The organism is Streptomyces tirandamycinicus (assembly GCF_003097515.1).
Taxonomy (GTDB): domain Bacteria; phylum Actinomycetota; class Actinomycetes; order Streptomycetales; family Streptomycetaceae; genus Streptomyces; species Streptomyces tirandamycinicus.
Window position 1 is genome coordinate 2,828,647 of sequence record NZ_CP029188.1, and the last position, 15,202, is coordinate 2,843,848.

16 protein-coding genes and 2 pseudogenes are annotated in these 15,202 nt (G+C 66.7%); 9 read left to right on the forward strand and 9 right to left on the reverse strand.

The genetic code is table 11. The features are described from left to right. The first annotated feature begins 35 nt into the window (after window positions 1–35). The 7 genes and pseudogenes from DDW44_RS12440 (at window position 36) to DDW44_RS33340 (ending at window position 7,482) form a co-directional block, all read left to right on the forward strand. Window positions 36–1,580: a potassium/proton antiporter gene (locus DDW44_RS12440; RefSeq protein WP_018889747.1), complete on the forward strand. Its 1,545-nt coding sequence runs from the start codon at window positions 36–38 to the stop codon at window positions 1,578–1,580. A 44-nt stretch (window positions 1,581–1,624) separates the two neighbouring features. Further along, window positions 1,625–2,498, forward strand: a pseudogene (locus DDW44_RS12445) (IS5 family transposase). A gap of 50 nt (window positions 2,499–2,548) precedes the next feature. Beyond that, entirely contained in the window at window positions 2,549–2,848 is a 300-nt protein-coding gene (locus DDW44_RS31635) for a hypothetical protein (protein ID WP_146207007.1), read from the forward strand. A gap of 823 nt (window positions 2,849–3,671) precedes the next feature. Continuing rightward, window positions 3,672–4,832, forward strand: coding sequence for an MFS transporter (locus DDW44_RS12460; protein WP_108906453.1), 1,161 nt, complete (start codon window positions 3,672–3,674; stop codon window positions 4,830–4,832). Between the two features lie 68 nt (window positions 4,833–4,900). Further along, window positions 4,901–5,263, forward strand: a complete 363-nt coding sequence (locus DDW44_RS12465; RefSeq protein ID WP_108906454.1) for an FmdB family zinc ribbon protein — start codon at window positions 4,901–4,903, stop codon at window positions 5,261–5,263. A gap of 272 nt (window positions 5,264–5,535) precedes the next feature. Continuing rightward, the gene (locus DDW44_RS12470) at window positions 5,536–6,387 is read left to right on the forward strand and encodes an S-methyl-5'-thioadenosine phosphorylase (protein WP_026281648.1); all 852 of its coding nucleotides are present in this window, start codon (window positions 5,536–5,538) and stop codon (window positions 6,385–6,387) included. Window positions 6,388–7,179: 792 nt separating this feature from the next. Beyond that, window positions 7,180–7,482: a hypothetical protein gene (locus tag DDW44_RS33340; protein ID WP_108906455.1), complete on the forward strand. Its 303-nt coding sequence runs from the start codon at window positions 7,180–7,182 to the stop codon at window positions 7,480–7,482. A 142-nt stretch (window positions 7,483–7,624) separates the two neighbouring features. Here DDW44_RS33340 and DDW44_RS12480 read toward each other — a convergent pair whose 3' ends face one another. Continuing rightward, on the reverse strand, window positions 7,625–7,834 hold the full coding sequence (locus DDW44_RS12480; protein ID WP_017945690.1) for a hypothetical protein: 210 nt from the start codon (window positions 7,832–7,834) through the stop codon (window positions 7,625–7,627). A 308-nt stretch (window positions 7,835–8,142) separates the two neighbouring features. Between DDW44_RS12480 and DDW44_RS12485 the strand changes: the two are divergent. Beyond that, window positions 8,143–8,397: pseudogene (locus DDW44_RS12485) on the forward strand (low temperature requirement protein A); the annotation flags it as partial. A gap of 143 nt (window positions 8,398–8,540) precedes the next feature. Here the strand turns inward: DDW44_RS12485 and DDW44_RS12490 are convergent. Beyond that, window positions 8,541–8,765 carry a DUF7848 domain-containing protein gene (locus tag DDW44_RS12490; protein WP_108906456.1) on the reverse strand — a complete coding sequence of 75 codons (225 nt, stop codon included), beginning with the start codon at window positions 8,763–8,765 and terminating at the stop codon, window positions 8,541–8,543. A 318-nt stretch (window positions 8,766–9,083) separates the two neighbouring features. Between DDW44_RS12490 and DDW44_RS12500 the strand changes: the two genes are divergently transcribed. Further along, on the forward strand, window positions 9,084–10,190 hold the full coding sequence (locus tag DDW44_RS12500) for a helix-turn-helix domain-containing protein (protein WP_108906458.1): 1,107 nt from the start codon (window positions 9,084–9,086) through the stop codon (window positions 10,188–10,190). Window positions 10,191–10,896: 706 nt separating this feature from the next. On the opposite strand, the gene DDW44_RS33650 is transcribed toward DDW44_RS12500, so the two are convergent. From DDW44_RS33650 to DDW44_RS12515, 7 genes are all read right to left on the reverse strand, one after another. Continuing rightward, complete coding sequence (locus DDW44_RS33650; RefSeq protein ID WP_483027308.1) at window positions 10,897–11,160, reverse strand: plasmid mobilization protein; 264 nt, start codon at window positions 11,158–11,160, stop codon at window positions 10,897–10,899. A gap of 849 nt (window positions 11,161–12,009) precedes the next feature. Further along, a complete protein-coding gene (locus tag DDW44_RS32040) occupies window positions 12,010–12,156 on the reverse strand; it encodes a hypothetical protein (RefSeq protein ID WP_167455490.1) in 147 nt (48 codons plus the stop codon). Window positions 12,157–12,238: 82 nt separating this feature from the next. After that, window positions 12,239–12,967 carry a hypothetical protein gene (locus tag DDW44_RS12505; protein ID WP_108906459.1) on the reverse strand — a complete coding sequence of 243 codons (729 nt, stop codon included), beginning with the start codon at window positions 12,965–12,967 and terminating at the stop codon, window positions 12,239–12,241. Between the two features lie 2 nt (window positions 12,968–12,969). Then, on the reverse strand, window positions 12,970–13,206 hold the full coding sequence (locus DDW44_RS12510) for a hypothetical protein (RefSeq protein ID WP_146207008.1): 237 nt from the start codon (window positions 13,204–13,206) through the stop codon (window positions 12,970–12,972). Window positions 13,207–13,259: 53 nt separating this feature from the next. Continuing rightward, window positions 13,260–13,487, reverse strand: a complete 228-nt coding sequence (locus DDW44_RS31640; protein ID WP_146207009.1) for a hypothetical protein — start codon at window positions 13,485–13,487, stop codon at window positions 13,260–13,262. Continuing rightward, window positions 13,474–13,692, reverse strand: a complete 219-nt coding sequence (locus tag DDW44_RS31645; RefSeq protein ID WP_146207010.1) for a hypothetical protein — start codon at window positions 13,690–13,692, stop codon at window positions 13,474–13,476. Before DDW44_RS31645 ends, DDW44_RS31640 begins: the two co-directional genes overlap by 14 nt. A gap of 364 nt (window positions 13,693–14,056) precedes the next feature. Next, window positions 14,057–15,178 carry an AAA family ATPase gene (locus DDW44_RS12515; RefSeq protein WP_146207011.1) on the reverse strand — a complete coding sequence of 374 codons (1,122 nt, stop codon included), beginning with the start codon at window positions 15,176–15,178 and terminating at the stop codon, window positions 14,057–14,059. Window positions 15,179–15,202: the final 24 nt, after the last annotated feature.

Genomic DNA, 15,202 nt, shown 5'->3' on the forward strand with positions numbered 1-15,202 from the left:
TCAAGATTGCGTTAAAGATTAGGTAAGGTAACGAAGTGTCGCTTGCCGGAGGCACGATCCGGCGGGCGCACGAGGGGAAGGATCGGCCGCTGACTGTCCACCAGCTCAATGCACTCCTGCTCATCTGCTCGCTCGTCCTGCTCATCGCCGTCGCGGCGGTGCGCATCTCCTCCCGGAGCGGGCTCCCCAGCCTGCTCCTGTATCTGGGTATCGGAGTCGCGATCGGGCAGGACGGCATCTTCGCCGTCGAGTTCGACAACGCCGGGCTCACGCAGGTGATCGGCTATGCCGCTCTCGTGGTGATCCTGGCCGAGGGCGGCCTGGGCACGAAGTGGAAGGAGATCAGACCGGCCCTGCCCGCGGCGGCGATGCTGTCGACCGTCGGCATCGCCGTGAGCGTGGGCGTCACGGCCGCCGGAGCCCACTACCTGGTCGGGCTGGAATGGCGGCAGGCACTGATCATCGGAGCGGTCGTCTCCTCGACGGACGCCGCCGCGGTCTTCTCGGTGCTGCGGAGGGTTCCCCTCCCCGCCCGCACCACGGGAGTCCTCGAGGCGGAGTCCGGCTTCAACGACGCCCCCGTCGTCATCCTCGTCATCGCGCTGTCCACCACGGAACCCGTCGAGGCCTGGTACGTCCTCATCGGAACGATTCTGCTGGAGCTGGCGATCGGCGCCGCGATCGGCCTCGCCGTCGGCTGGCTCGGCGCGCTCGGGCTGCGCCACGTCGCCCTGCCCGCGTCCGGCCTGTACCCGATCGCCGTGATGGCCATCGCGGTGACGGCCTACGCCGTCGGCGCCCTCGCCCACGGCAGCGGCTTCCTCGCCGTCTACCTCGCGGCGATGGTGCTCGGGAACTCGAAGCTGCCCCACTGGCCGGCCACCCGCGGATTCGCCGACGGACTCGGCTGGATCGCCCAGATCGGGATGTTCGTCCTGCTCGGACTGCTCGTCACCCCGCACGAGCTGGTGCGCGACTTCTGGCCCGCGGTGGTCATCGGACTGGTGCTGACGATGGCGGCCCGGCCGCTGTCCGTCGTCATCAGCCTGCTGCCGTTCCGCATCCCGTGGCGCGAGAAGACCCTGATGTCGTGGGCCGGTCTGCGCGGCGCCGTGCCCATCATTCTGGCGACCATTCCGCTGGTCTCCGGGATCGAGGGCAGCGAACGGATCTTCAACATCGTCTTCGTGCTGGTCGTCGTCTACACCCTGATCCAGGGGCCGACCCTGCCGTGGATGGCGAGGGCGCTGAAGCTGGGGAACGGCTCGGAGGCCGCCGACCTGGGCATCGAGTCGGCACCGCTGGAACGGCTGCGCGGCCATCTGCTGTCGGTCGCGATCCCGGAGAAGTCCCGCATGCACGGCGTGGAGGTCGGCGAACTGCGGCTGCCCGCGGGCGCCGCCGTCACGCTCGTCGTCCGCGAGAGCAAGAGCTTCGTCCCCAGTCCGACGACGGTGCTGCGCCGCGGCGACGAACTGCTGGTGGTGGCGACCGATCCGGTACGGGACGCGGCCGAGGCACGGCTGCGGGCGGTGGGGCAGGGCGGAAAGCTGGCCGGCTGGCTGGGTACCCGTGGCTAGGGTCTGTTGCGAAAGTGGATCTTGTTCGTTGATGATCACCTGCTGTGAGGCGTGGGGATCTGACGAACGGCCAGTGGGCCCGGCTTGAGCCGCTGCTGCCGCGGGGCATCAAGCCGGGTCGGCCGCAGGTGTGGACGCGGCGGCAGTTGATAGACGGCATACGGTGGCGGACCCGGACCGGTGCTCCCTGGCGGGATGTGCCCGCGCGTTATGGGCCATGGGACCGGGTCTATGACCTGTTCCGACGCTGGCAGCGGGATGGCACCTGGGCCCGCATCCTGACCCAGCTCCAGGCCGAGGCCGACGCGAAGGGTCTGATCACCTGGGACGTGAACGTCGACTCCACCGTCTGCCGAGCCCATCAGCACGCCGCCGGAGCGGCGAAAAGGGGGATCTCCAGAAGGAACCGCCTGGCGGGATCTTCATCGAGCCGGCCGACCACGGCCTCGGACGCTCCCGCGGCGGACTGACCAGCAAGATTCACCTCGCGGTCGAGCAGGGGCAGAAGCCCTTGTCCGTGGTGATCACGCCGGGCAGCGGGGCGACTCCCCGCAGTTCGAGCCGGTCCTGGAAGCCATCCGGGTTCCCCGGCTGGGTCTCGGCAGGCCACGCAAGCGCCCGGATCGAGTCCGGGCCGACAAGGCGTACGACTCCCGCCGCAATCGCTCTTACCTGCGCAGACGCGGGATCAAGGCCACCATCCCGGTTCCGGGGGACCGGGTCCGCAACCGCCTCAAGCGTGGATCGCGTGGCGGCCGGCCGCCGACGTTTGACAAGGACGACTACAAGCAGCGGCACGCGGTCGAGTGCGGGATCAACCGGCTCAAGCGCCACCGGGCCGTCGCCACACGGTACGACAAACTCGCCGTCCGCTATGAAGCGACCGTGCTGATCGCAGCCATCAACGAATGGCTCTGAGCTCCGTAAATGCTTCGGTGGCACCAACTGTCGGGCAGTAGCGTGCCCCCATGCAGATCAGCGTTCAGGTTCGGACATTCACAGGCGCCGTCGAAGCCACGTGCGTGCATCCATCCATCGCTGACCTGTGCAGACGGGCGGAGAGTCAGAACCTGCCCATGCTCGGATGCGTCGATCCCTGCGACGACACCGTGTTCAACCGATCGCAGCTCAGAGTCCTCATCCCGGAACTCCGGGCCTTGGCGAACGGCTCAGCCGCCGAAGAAGCCGAGGCGGTGCACGAAATCCTTGTGCTGACTGCTCAAGTCGAGCGCAAGGCTCACCGGTATCTCGTCTTCAACGGCGACTGACGGCGCCACTTTCACAACAGGCCCTAGGGGCGACCGGGGCGACTGGCTAGGGGCGACCGGGGCGACGCGCGGTGGAACGCGCGGTGTGACGCGGTCGGGCTGACCGAGGCGACCCCCGTGGCGTGACGCGGGCCCGCGGCGGGCCCTGGATGTGTACCGCCGACCAATCCCAGGTGACCATACGTCGTCTCAACGCAATCCGAGGCGGCATGCCGGCGACCCCTGTAACATGAAGGCGCACTGATCGACCAACTCTGCCTGACGCAGAGCTGGCGCGACCGTATGGCGGCCGAGTGATCCCCCGCAGAGGGGCCCGGTATCTACCGCAGTTCCGCGCAAGAGGACAGCTCTCGGCGAACCCCGGCACCCCGGGAAAGCGCTACCAGGCGGCAGAAAGGCAAGGGCCGTGGAGTCCACGGTCGCTCCTGGCACGTCTACCGGCACGTCTTCGAGCAATCCCCCGGCGCCGTCCTCGGACAGGGCCTCATCCTTCGGCACGTCGTCCGCCAACCGGTGGTCCACCGGCACGTCCGCCTCCTCGGCAGATGCGTCGCCGACCGCAGGTGCAACCCGGTCCACGGGTACGTCCCAGTCCACGGGTACGTCCCAGTCCACGAATACGCCCCGGTCCACGGGCGCGTCGTCGCCGACGCGCACATCGTCGCCGAGGCGCACGTCCTCGCGTACCTCCTCGGCATCGCGTACCCCCTCACCCTCGGACGCATCATCCGGCGCCCGGCGCCCCGGCTACGGGCAGCTGCTGCGCACTCCCGGCGCGTGGACGTTCCTGCTCCCCGGGTTCGCCGCCCGGCAGCCGTTCGCGATGCTGACGATCGGCATCGTCCTCCTCGTACAGCACACCACCGGTTCGTACGGTGACGCCGGCGCCGTCGCCGCCGTCACCGGCGTCTCCATGGCGCTGTTCGCCCCGCAGAGCGGCCGGCTCGCCGACCGCTTCGGGCAGCGCGCCGTGCTGATCCCCGGTGTGCTGGTGCACACCGCTGCCGTCGGTGCGCTGACCGCGCTGGCGCTCGCGGGCGCTCCCCTGTGGGTGCTCTTCGCGGCCGCGGTGCCGACCGGTGCCTCGGTGCCGCAGGTCGGCCCGATGGTGCGGGCCCGCTGGGCGGCGCGGCTCGGCGGGTCCCGGCTCATGCCGACGGCCGCGGCGTTCGAGTCCGTTACCGACGAGTTCACCTTCGTGGTCGGACCGGTGCTGGCCACGGCCCTGTGCACCGGCGTCCACCCGGCCGCCGGACTGATCGCCGAGGCCGGACTGACCCTGGCCGGCGGTCTGCTGTTCGCCGCACAGCGCCGCACGCAGCCGGCCTTCGGCGGCCCCGGGACCGGTGGGCGCGGCACGCGCGCGTCGGCGCTGTCGGTGCCAGGCGTCCGGGTCCTCGCCGTCGCCTTTCTCGGCATCGGTTCCGTCTTCGGCGGCATGCAGGTCTCGCTCACCGCGTTCACCCAGGAGATCGGCCAGCCCGGCATGAACGGTCTGCTCTACGGGCTCTTCGCCGCCGGCAACATGCTCGCGGGCATCGCCGTCGGCGCGATCGCGTGGAAGTCCGGACCGCGGCGGCGCATGGTGGCGGGCTACGCGGGCCTGGCAATCGCCGCGTCACTGCTCTGGACGGCGCACTCCGCGGTACTGCTCGGCGGGCTGGGACTGGTCGTCGGAATGTTTATCGCACCCGCGCTGATCAGCGGTTTCACGCTTGTCGAGCCGCTGGTGCCGGCGTCGGCCCGGACGGAGGCCTTCACCTGGCTGACCGGATCCGTGGCGCTCGGCCAGGCGGCCTCGGTGACGGTCGCCGGCCGGCTCGCCGACACCCACGGCTCGACCGCCGGCTTCCTGGTACCGCTGGCCGGCACCGTGCTCGCCCTGGTCACCCTGGTGGTGCTGCGTTCGCGCCTCGTTCCGCGCCCGCACAGCCGTACGGTCGCACGTGGTGTCGGTCACCGAGTGCCCGCGGCGGTGGACTGAGACGAGGGAATGCGTCAATATGGACCATCGTTAGCACTCATCGAGTGAGAGTGCCAGGAGGAAGACACGTGCCGACGTACCAGTACCAGTGCACCGAGTGCGGCGAGGGCCTCGAGGCGGTGCAGAAGTTCACCGACGACGCCCTGACCGAGTGCCCCGGCTGCCACGGACGCCTCAAGAAGGTGTTCTCGGCCGTCGGCATCGTCTTCAAGGGCTCCGGCTTCTACCGCAACGACAGCCGCGGCTCCTCCTCGGGCAGCACGCCGTCGGCCTCGTCGGCGAAGTCCTCGGCGTCCTCCTCCTCTGCTTCCTCTGCTTCCTCTTCCTCCTCGTCCGGGTCGCCTGCGGCGTCGGGGTCGTCGGACTCGAAGTCCTCGGCGGGATCCTCCAGCTCCTCGTCTGCCGCGTCCGGCAGTACGACGGCCGCCTGAATCCCCGGAACTCTCGCAGGGTCCCCGCAGCCTCCGGGCGGCGGGGACCTTTCGCATGACCGCCGTCCCGCCGTCACGTGTTCGCGCGTACCCGCATGGGCGCGCGCACATTGGGGCGCACCCGCGGTCCCGGAGGGGACACCGGACGGTTACGGGCGGCCCATGGGCGGGATACCGGGCGGTAACGGGCGGTAACGGGCGGTAACGGGCGGTAACGGGCGGCCTGCGGGCGGGATACCGGCCCGTGTTCGAGCGCGGCTACTGTGACCGCCATGGCCAACGCAGAGAGCGCGCAGCGCGCGGAGATCGGCGTCATCGGCGGCTCGGGGTTCTACTCCTTCCTGGAGAACGTGACCGAGGCCGAGATCACCACGCCGTACGGCAGCCCGAGTGATTCCCTGTTCTTCGGCGAGATCGCGGGACGGAAGGTCGCCTTCCTCCCCCGGCACGGCCGCAGCCACCGCCTCCCGCCACACCGCATCAACTACCGCGCCAACCTGTGGGCCCTGCGGTCGGTGGGCGTACGCCAGGTGCTCGGGCCGTGTGCGGTCGGCGGCCTGCGGCCGGAGTACGGCCCCGGAACCCTGCTCGTTCCCGACCAGTTGGTGGACCGGACCAAGTCCCGGGCCGACACCTACTTCGACGGCGAACCGCTGACGAACGGCCAAGTGCCGAACGTCGTCCATGTGTCCCTCGCCGACCCCTACTGCCCGGCGGGGCGGGCGGCCGCACTGGCCGCGGCGCGCGGACGCGACTGGGAGCCGGTCGACGGCGGAACTCTCGTGGTGGTCGAGGGTCCGCGCTTCGGCACCCGCGCCGAGTCCCGCTGGCATGCCGCCATGGGCTGGTCGGTGGTGGGCATGACCGGGCACCCCGAGGCCGCGCTCGCCCGTGAGCTTGAGCTCTGCTACACGTCCATGAACCTGGTGACGGATCTCGACGCCGGGGCGGAGAGCGGCGAGGGCGTCTCGCACGAGGAGGTACTGACGGTCTTCGCCGCGAACGTGGACAGGCTGAGGGACGTGCTGTTCGACGCGGTGGCGGGGTTGCCGGCGGGCGAGGAACGCGGCTGCCCCTGCAGGAACGCGCTGAACGGCTTGAAGACCGGCATAACACTGCCGTAGCGCCGGGCGGGCCGCGCCGTACGACGAGAGAGGTGTGATCGGGGTCCGGCCCCTGCTTGATCTCGGTCCCGCCCTGCTTGATCTCAGTCCCGCCCTGCCCGATCGAGGTCGCCCCCATGCCTGATCGAGGGCGCTCCCTGCCCCTGTCACCCGTGCGAGTGAGGAGCTTTTCCACAGTCCTCAAGCCGTCCACAGGCCGGAGCGGGCCGCCGCGAGAACGGGGATCGTGAGGGGCGTCGGGCGCACGTCGCCCGCTCCACGTTGCCGCGCACAGGACAGGCGGTCACCACCATGGCGCTGCTCTCCACTCTCTCTTCCCCTGGACATGCATCCTCCGGGTTCTCGGGCTCCTGGAGGCCTCCTCGGCCCCCAGACACCGGCAGCCCTTCGGAGACCTGGCGTCAGGGTCTGCCCCCGGCGCCGGTGCCGGAGCCGTGCGGGGTACCCACCTTTGCTCCGCTGCTGCTGCCGGACGGACGGCGATGGCCGCGGACGCGGTTCAGAAGGGTGCTGCGGCGGAGACGGCGGGCACTCGCGGCGGGGCTGGCCGTCACCGCCGCCGCGCTGGCGGCCTGGTTGCCGCGAGTGCAACCGGGGCCGGACTCGCCACGCGTCCCGGCCGCGCTGCCGCAGCACGCTGCGCCCTCCCAGGGCCCGCCACATCAGGCCTCGGCACCGGCGGACCCGTCGAGCGGTGTCTCGCGGGAAGACGTCTCAGCGGGAAGCGCATCGGCGGGGGACCATTCCGCGGGCAGCGCCTCGGAGCGGCGTGCGGAGATCGTTTCCGCTCCGGTGCGCATCGCGGACGCCGAGACGGTCCGCTTGCTGGAGCCGGGCGACCGCGTGGATGTGATCGCGGCTCCCGGGGCGTCGTCGGGCGAGGCTTCCGGTCCAGGTACGGGCCCCGGCGTCCGGTCGCGCACGGGGCCCGACGCACGGATCGTCGTGACGGGCGCCCGCGTGGTGGAGGTGCCACGGGCCGCCGAGGGGTTCCAGGACGGCGGCGCGCTGATCGTCCTGGCCGTGCCGCGCCCCGTCGCCACGGCGCTGGCCGGAGCAGGAGCCACCTCACGTCTGGCGGTGACCCTGTGCTGAGCCGCACCGGTCCGCCCGGATCACCACCGAGCCACACCGGTCCACCGGGCGTACTCATGAGCCGCGCCGGTCCGCCCCAAGCGTTCCTGGACCGCACCGGTCCACCCCGGTCGTCCCGTCAGCTCCCGGCACGGGGCCACCGTCAGAGGTGGTGCGGGGGTTTCTCGTCGAGGAAGCGGGCGAGGTCCGCGGCGCTGTCACCGCTCGCCGGAGGCCGCTCGCCCCACCCGCGGTCCGTATCGTCCGCGGACTGCTGGTCCAGCGGATCGTCGAAGATCAACCCGGGCTTCGGAAGGGGCTGCTGCCGGGGCTCCTCCGCATCGCGCGGTCCGGTGGTGGGGGCGGTGCTCATGGAGCAAGCGTACGCCGGGGCCCACAGGCGCCTCGGTGGCCCGGTCCGGGCCTCCCCGGAGGAGCGGCAGGAGCGACCGGCGGACAGGACCCGGCTCTCGGACGGACGGGCCGGAAGGGTCGAACGGGTCGGACGGGCCGGACGGGCGGCGGGGAGATGCGCTCGGCCCCCGCGAAGGCCGGCTCCGCCGGCCGTCGGGCGAGACGGCGGTGTTCGGGCGGGCCGGTTCAAAGACGCCGGTCCATCCGGCACTCCCGCCACGATGCCGTGCGGGATGCGGATCCGGTGCCTTCTGCTGTGCTGGGTTCATGACCTCCTCGACCCCCTCGTCCGCCTCCCATGGGCATGCCGGCTTCCGGGCCCTGCGGCAGATGCGCGCCCGGCGCCGGGACGAGCCACATCGCTCGGCCACTCCGCTGGAGCTCTTCTTCGACCTGTGCTTCGTCGTCGCGGTGGGGCAGGCCGGGGTGCAGTTGGTGCACGCGATCGCGGAGAACCACGTCGCCGACGGCGTCGTCGGGTATCTGTACGTCTTCTTCGGCATCTGGTGCGCATGGCCTAACGGAGCAACATGTTAGCGCGGATCTCTGACCAGCACGGATGAACGCAACAAAGGGCCCCGCCAGCCTGCCCGGGGGATGGCAGACGGACGGGGCCGGTCCGACTCGCTGAACTGTCCTACTCGCCGTCGCTCAGCGGGTCGGGGCTACTCGGCGCGGGTCACGCGTGCATGGTCGGTCACGACTCTGCGGAAGACGTTGTGACCGGTCCTGCCGGTGTGGCCCAGACACCAGTCCTGCGCTGCCTCCTGCCGATCCTGCGGGCCGGATTGCTCGGCGCAGCCTGGTGCTGTGCAGAACGCTTCGAAGATCACCCCACCTTCCGGCACGTGCCGAATGGTGTGCGCAACGAACCGAAGAACGGTACTCATGCCGGGCACCTCTCAGCGTGCCGGTACACGACTACGGGCGCGCCGGACGCTCTCTCGACGGCACCTCGGCGGCACGGCTCCAATTCGTTGATCGGCCGATTGCACGCAGGGCACGTCTGGCCAGCGGGGGCATACGTCACGTACTCACATTGGGTCGCGTCAGTGTCATTGGTGGCCATCGGTTCGCCGTCCCCTCGAATCGCTTGCGCTGATCGTCGGCCCTGAGACGGACGCTCACTAGGGGCAGCGATAGGGGCAAGTCACAGCACACGGCCGCCAGTTGCTGTCAAGGGGCAGCGCTAGGGGCAAGATGGACCCATGGCCATCGGTGCTCTGATCAAAGATCTACGCGAGGCACAAGGCTGGTCGCAGGGGCGACTAGCAGACGAGATCAACGCTGCATTCGGGACGGGGCTCAACCGGGAGTACGTGAGCCGCTGGGAGCGTTCCAAGGTGGCACCGGGGAACTTCTACCTCCGGTGTCTCTCGGCCGTCCTAGACGTGCCCCTAGCGGTTCTAGAGGGTGAAGTGAAGCGACGTACGTTCCTGTCCGATGTGGCCGCGACCGCCATAGCGCCCGTGGTCGCCTCCGATCTGATCAGCGCCGGATTCGCTGCCAGGCTGCGCGGTGGCCCGTCCGTCGAGGACTGGGAAGGGAAACTAGCCAACTACGGCACGGAGTACATGAGCCTTGGCGCTGCCGACATTCAGCGCAGAGTGTCCGGCGAACTGGTCGTAGTACAGCAGCAACTCGAAGAGCCCCGGCTATGGTCCGTGGCTGCGCGACTCATGACCCTTTACGCAAAGACGTTTCCCGGCTCCGATGGTGCCAAGGCTGTGAATTGGTACCGACTCGCCGCTGAGTCCGCCGACCAATCCGGCGACGATCAGGCACGCGTGTGGGTCCGTGGTCGAGCGGCTATCGCGCTGGGATACGAGGGAGCATCGCTCGGTGTTGCGGACATGTTCGCCGATCAGGCCATGGCCATCAGCGACAAACCATCCTTGGGGCTCTTGAATGCCGTGATGGGTAAGGCTCACGCAGCAGCGATTCGGGGAGATTTGAAGACAGCGTGCCGGCTGATGGATGACGGGCGCCGGATCTTCGACAGCGCCGGATCGCATGAGCAGAACTCGGACTATGCCGTCCCCTGGTGGCGCATGAATGTCTTCATTTCGCTACTGGCCGCACGACTTGGGGACGAGACAACGGCAGTGACAGCGCAAGAGGCGGCACGGCGCGAACTACCCGACTCGCTGCCGAGATTCGCGACTCACCTTGAAATGCACCGAGGGCTAATGCTTGCCCGCTCCGGTGACAAGCAAGGCGGCACGGCCTACGCACGGGCTGCTCTTGACGCTCTACCCCCGGAGAAACACTCGCTGACTCTGCGGCTCCTCATGGCAGAGGTGGACCAGTCCTAGCCACCTGAATACAGAAGTCCCGTTTAGAACCTGGAGCGCTTACCAAGCCCTAAACGGGACTTCAGTTGTCGGCAGCTGTCACTGTGCCGTTACAAGGGGCATGGCAGCTGACTTCTCGAAGCACGCGCCTAGAATTTTACGTGGCGCTTACAGAAATCAGCTGTCTTTTGTAGGTCAGGGGTCCTCTCGGGATCGGACAGGGTGTACCAAGTGTTCAAGAAACCTTCGCAGTAAACGCGCCATGCTGAAGGTTCCTTTTGCGGCTTCTTCTTCGGAACATGGAGCTTATAGACGCACTTACCTTTCATCCACTTGTACCCTTTAGGGCATTGCTGAGTGGGAGTAATAGCGTCGCCAATTTCAACGGGCGATGCACTCGCCGTGACTGCACTACCGCCGACTGCAAGTAGTGCAGATATAACCACGCCAAGGGCGGATTTGAGGAGCCTGGACATAGTCCCTCCATGACCGAACGATGATGGTGGGTTCAGGCAGAACTGCCTCACATAGCTATCCTAGCGAACGCGTCCGTGGCTGGCACGCCGAGGTGTCCGGCAGAGAGTAATTGAATCCCCGACCACTCGAACCGCGTCACGCTAATTTGTTCCTCATGTTGCAGCGTCACATCAGGGTCTTTGGGCTGGGTGCTCCTGCCAGCGCCGTCGCTGGTTTCCCGGGGCGGGTCGAACTGGCGGCTCTTGTTGCGCTAAGCGCTCTTAGAGGCAGCAGACGAGCGCCTGCGGGCTGCCTCGCGTATCCACTCAGCGATTGTCTGGCCAGCCTCTCGCGCTGCCTGCTGAATCTCGGCGAACTGGTCGTCATGGACTCTGACTCTGATTCGCTTCATGCTCGGACTCCGATCAGCGGGGGTAGAGGCACCAGGGTGATTCCCTCCGGGCCTATCTCGACTTGTGTCTGAATCATTCCGCCGGGGTGGCCAGCATCGCGCAGTGATCGCGCCTGGTTGCATGCGCCGTAGTAGTGAGTCAGGGCAGCGCGGAGAATCGCATTCGCCGACTCACCGGACGCCATAAGACTCTCTAGGCGTGCGGCCTGGTCGTCATCGAGCCTCACAGTAACTTGCCTCACTGGTCCACCCGCCTTAGCGGCGTGCCATTGTGAATCACACCGTTCTCGTCCTCATAGAAGTGATTCATGGCAAGGATTCGGGACCGTAGATCAGTGACACGTTCGGCGTGTGGGTTCTGCTCCTGCGGAATATCCGCCTTGCGTGCTGCTGCTCTGCGTCGACTCTGACTCACACAGGCCACCCGGACAGCGCATAACCGGCGGCAGACAGCGAACCAGGAGTCAGTAGAAGGGTCTCGGAAATGCGGCGAACCTCAGTTAGCTGAGCAGCGTTGACATTCGTTCCCAGTGATTCAAGCTCGACCAGTAGAGCGACCATGCCAATACAGGCGTCATCCCATAGCGTCGCGCTGGGACCCCGCCATAGCGACGACCAGCGAGAGAGCATGTCATCAGACCAGGATTCCGCGCGGGCGGGCGGCATGGGTACGGGCAGAGTGCATTCAGCGGGTAGGGTTGTCCGGCGCTGGCCAGGGATAGAACGGCCCCTGCGTAGGTTCTCGATATTGGCCACGGTATGTTACCTCCATTGGTTACAGAATGATTGCGGAAACGGGTTTTGAATACGCTCCGTATTTTCCCCCGAGAGCACCTGGCAGAGCCCTCCCCCGCGTTCGGGGTCCCCTGGTCAGTAGGGGTCCACCCCCTCCCCCCTTGTCACTCAATGTGATGTCATGGCGGAAGTAAGGGGTCGCCTCAGTGAAATGTCGAGCCGACCACCTACGATGTGCTACTCGCTAAGCCAGCGCCGCCACTTCATATCCCAGTCGTCTTCCCACGAGATGGGCTCACCGTTGTACAGCGCTGCCGCTCTTTCGCTGGTGCTCATCTCGGCCCACTCCATCTGCGTAATGCCGGGCGGCGGGTAGTCAGTCATCGGGCGGGTTTCCTTTCGGTCTGTGACACGCAGGCAGGGGCCCGGGATGGGACCCCCACCTACGAAAAATGGGATGTGTGCGCTACGCGCTGATGATCTCGACGCCGGGAGCGTTCACGGAACCGACCAGCGCAGCAGCCTGCGACTTGCGAAGCTCGATCACCTGCCCGCTGGGAGTGCGCACGCTCACAAGTGGGTCAGCGATGAACGGCGCATCGTAGGAACGCAGCACGTCCCGGATCTCTGCGATCGGCTCACGCTCATTCGAGGAAAGTCCGTTGGCCAGCGCAGGGGTTGAGCCATCCTCGCTGTAGTCGGACGGGTGGTCGCTCTGCCAATTGCGGACCCAGCGAACACGGTTGGCTGCTCCGCCGAATGTGTCCCTCGCAGCGAGGTAGGCCCGGTAGGCATCCTCAGCGGCCTGAGCGGCGTTCTGGAGCCCGGTCACAGCATCAGCCTCGAACGTGTGGGCAATTCCCTTGAACGCGCGCCTAGCGGCAGTCTCAGCGCTTCGCAGGTTTTCGGCGAGGACTTGATGAATGCCGACCACGCGGGGGCGGTTTTCGCGGGCAGCAGCAACGGCGGACACACCCTTAAATGCATCCTTGCCAGCGCGGGTAGCGTCGACCGCTAGGCGAATATCCTTGGCCTCAGCGATATCACGCCAGTTGTGCGTAAGGAGGTCCGCCCACTCCTCTTCGAAGTCCATAAGCGCGTCGTAGGCGGTATCACGTGCCTTGACGGCATCTGCTACGTCGGCGGGTAGCGCATCGGCGGGCGGGTAGTTGTAAACGGTGATGTCAGCGAACATGGTCAATTCTCCTCAGTGTTGAAATCGTCGCGCAGGGCAATGCCGGTGAACCAATGCCCACGCGGGTTGCGGTAGTGCTTTCGCGGGAAGCCATTGACAGCGACCCAGCGGGTTATGTCGCCATAGGACAGATACACGCCCCGGCGCCTGGCAGCCTGCGCGAACACCCAGCAGATGAGACCCGTTGGTTCCAGACCCAAAGGCTCAGCGCGGGCGACCTCATGGAATATCTCGCGCATGACGGGTTCTAAGTCCGGCGACTCAGGCATCATTCGGGGTAGACGTTGGACGCTCATCGGGCAATTCCTATGTTCTCGACGAAGTAGAAACCCTCACTCTCGCGTTTGTGGTAAGTCACGCCTACGGCCCGGAGGGCATCCTTGATCATTCGATAGCTAACGCCGTAGTTCAGGCCCATATGCGCCAGGGCAGCGGAACGGATATCCGACAGTGGAGTATGGGCCCCGGGCTCTGGAACGAGGACAAAAGCGAGCGCGCGGTGAAACTCAGCCTTGGTCACTGGGTCCCTCCTCGGAAGCGGCGAAGCGAGACGTTCGGTAGGCCGTGGTGCGGGCGCTGATAAGTCGCGCATGAGCGTCGACCAGCGAGGCAAGATCAGCGACGTTGTCGAAATCGACCTTGTCGGCATCGAGAATCGCACGGGCAGCGCGGGTGATTACGTGGCTGATGTTGGTGCGCTCAGTGTGGGAGCGAGGGTTAGACATGGTGGTTACTCCATTGGAAGGGCCCCGGTAACGAGTGGCTACCGGGGTCCCATGTGTTTGGTTGGTGTGCCTGCTACCAGTAAGAGACGACGTCCTCAGCCTCAAACCAGGAATCCGCATCAGCGGCAGTGCGCATAGCGGCCTTGCCGGCCTCAATGTCACCGGAAGCCATTGCGTCTGGCAGGTCGACGGTTAGGGCCGTGTGACGGGTCTCAGCTAGGTACTCGGCAGTGGTGAGCCAATGGGGCATGGTGGGTCTCCTTCTCCTTCTCTCGTTCTTGGAGAGAGGTTCGTTTTAGTTCTCGTTTCCCCCCTTCTTTAGAAGGGGAACGAAGAACGAGAACCGAAAGACAAGAACTGTGGGCTACTCGTCAGCGAAGATGCCGGGGCCGTCAGACAGCGCAGGGTCACCCGGGTCAGCGACAAAGTGCCGGAACCCGCCGCCCTTTCCCTTCTTCGCCTCAACCCGGACACGGCCAACCTCGGCCAGCGCAGTAAGGGCAGAACCGACCTTTGCGGCTGAGCCTCTGACGTTGTCGCGAATCGCTGTAGTCGACGCCCCGGGGTAGACGTCTAGGTACCGAATGATCGCGTTTTGCAGGTTCTCGAACTCGTCGGAACGAGAAACCTCCTCGGACTCCTTCGGTGCCAGTACGTCAAACACCGTGCCGTCGCCGGATGAGTCAATGACGATGCTCGCAGCAACCTGCGTACGGTCAGACTTTCTGTACAGCCCCGAAACGGCCCGAACCTTTCCCGGCCGATCCTTGGTTACCCGGACAGCGAGAACTCCCCGCTTGCCGGCGCCTAGCGCATCCAGGGGCTCGACCAGGTAGGCGGCGCCGGTTACTGCACTGAGCTTGTTCTGACTGCCCTGTGCGAAACGGCTACCGGCCGTCGTCTTGGGCACGTGGTCAATCAACACCACGGCAGCGCCGCAACGTTCAGCGAGTGGACGGGGCAACCTGCGCATGAACAGCGACACATCAACGGCGTCATTCTGGTTCAGCCCGAACAGCGCGTAGGCGTCTGAACTGCCGTCGATTACAGCAAGGTCGTAGGACGTGCTGAGCAGCCGCTGAAAGGCCGGTGAACGGTCAGGCGAGGTATCCGGCCGCACGTACGTGAAACGGGCCCGCAGAGCGTCGGCAGGGACGTTCAGGGCGAATAGGCGGCCAACGACCGTGGAAGCGTCTGATTCGAGATCCACATATACGGCACTGCCGCCATCGACCAGGACCGAGGCTACAGCGTGGAGAGCGACCCAGGATTTACCCGACTCGCTTTCTCCGTAGAACATGTGGATCAGTCCCGGATACAGCAGCGCAGCGCCATCATTTCGGCGGAGAAACGCAGGGTCTGGCGACGTGTCTATCCCGCTTAGGACGGCTTCAAGGTCGACCGGTGCCCAGTGGTCGTCATCGGTGGACTCAGCAGGGGCGAGCAGTGAAGCAACGTCCATTCCGTTCGCTGCGAGGCTGCGCACGACCAGGGCCGTGACTTCAGGGTT

Coding starts and splice junctions, on each gene's coding strand:
- DDW44_RS12510 (WP_146207008.1), bottom strand. CDS start 13,206: ATGCGCGAGATATTCCATGAGGTCGCCCGCGCTGAGCCTTTGGGTCTG.
- DDW44_RS12490 (WP_108906456.1), bottom strand. CDS start 8,765: ATGAGTACCGTTCTTCGGTTCGTTGCGCACACCATTCGGCACGTGCCG.
- DDW44_RS33650 (WP_483027308.1), bottom strand. CDS start 11,160: ATGCAACCAGGCGCGATCACTGCGCGATGCTGGCCACCCCGGCGGAAT.
- DDW44_RS31645 (WP_146207010.1), bottom strand. CDS start 13,692: ATGTCTAACCCTCGCTCCCACACTGAGCGCACCAACATCAGCCACGTA.
- DDW44_RS12480 (WP_017945690.1), bottom strand. CDS start 7,834: ATGAGCACCGCCCCCACCACCGGACCGCGCGATGCGGAGGAGCCCCGG.
- DDW44_RS12470 (WP_026281648.1), top strand. CDS start 5,536: ATGGCCAACGCAGAGAGCGCGCAGCGCGCGGAGATCGGCGTCATCGGC.
- DDW44_RS12460 (WP_108906453.1), top strand. CDS start 3,672: ATGCTGACGATCGGCATCGTCCTCCTCGTACAGCACACCACCGGTTCG.
- DDW44_RS32040 (WP_167455490.1), bottom strand. CDS start 12,156: ATGACTGACTACCCGCCGCCCGGCATTACGCAGATGGAGTGGGCCGAG.
- DDW44_RS31635 (WP_146207007.1), top strand. CDS start 2,549: ATGCAGATCAGCGTTCAGGTTCGGACATTCACAGGCGCCGTCGAAGCC.
- DDW44_RS12505 (WP_108906459.1), bottom strand. CDS start 12,967: ATGTTCGCTGACATCACCGTTTACAACTACCCGCCCGCCGATGCGCTA.
- DDW44_RS12500 (WP_108906458.1), top strand. CDS start 9,084: ATGGCCATCGGTGCTCTGATCAAAGATCTACGCGAGGCACAAGGCTGG.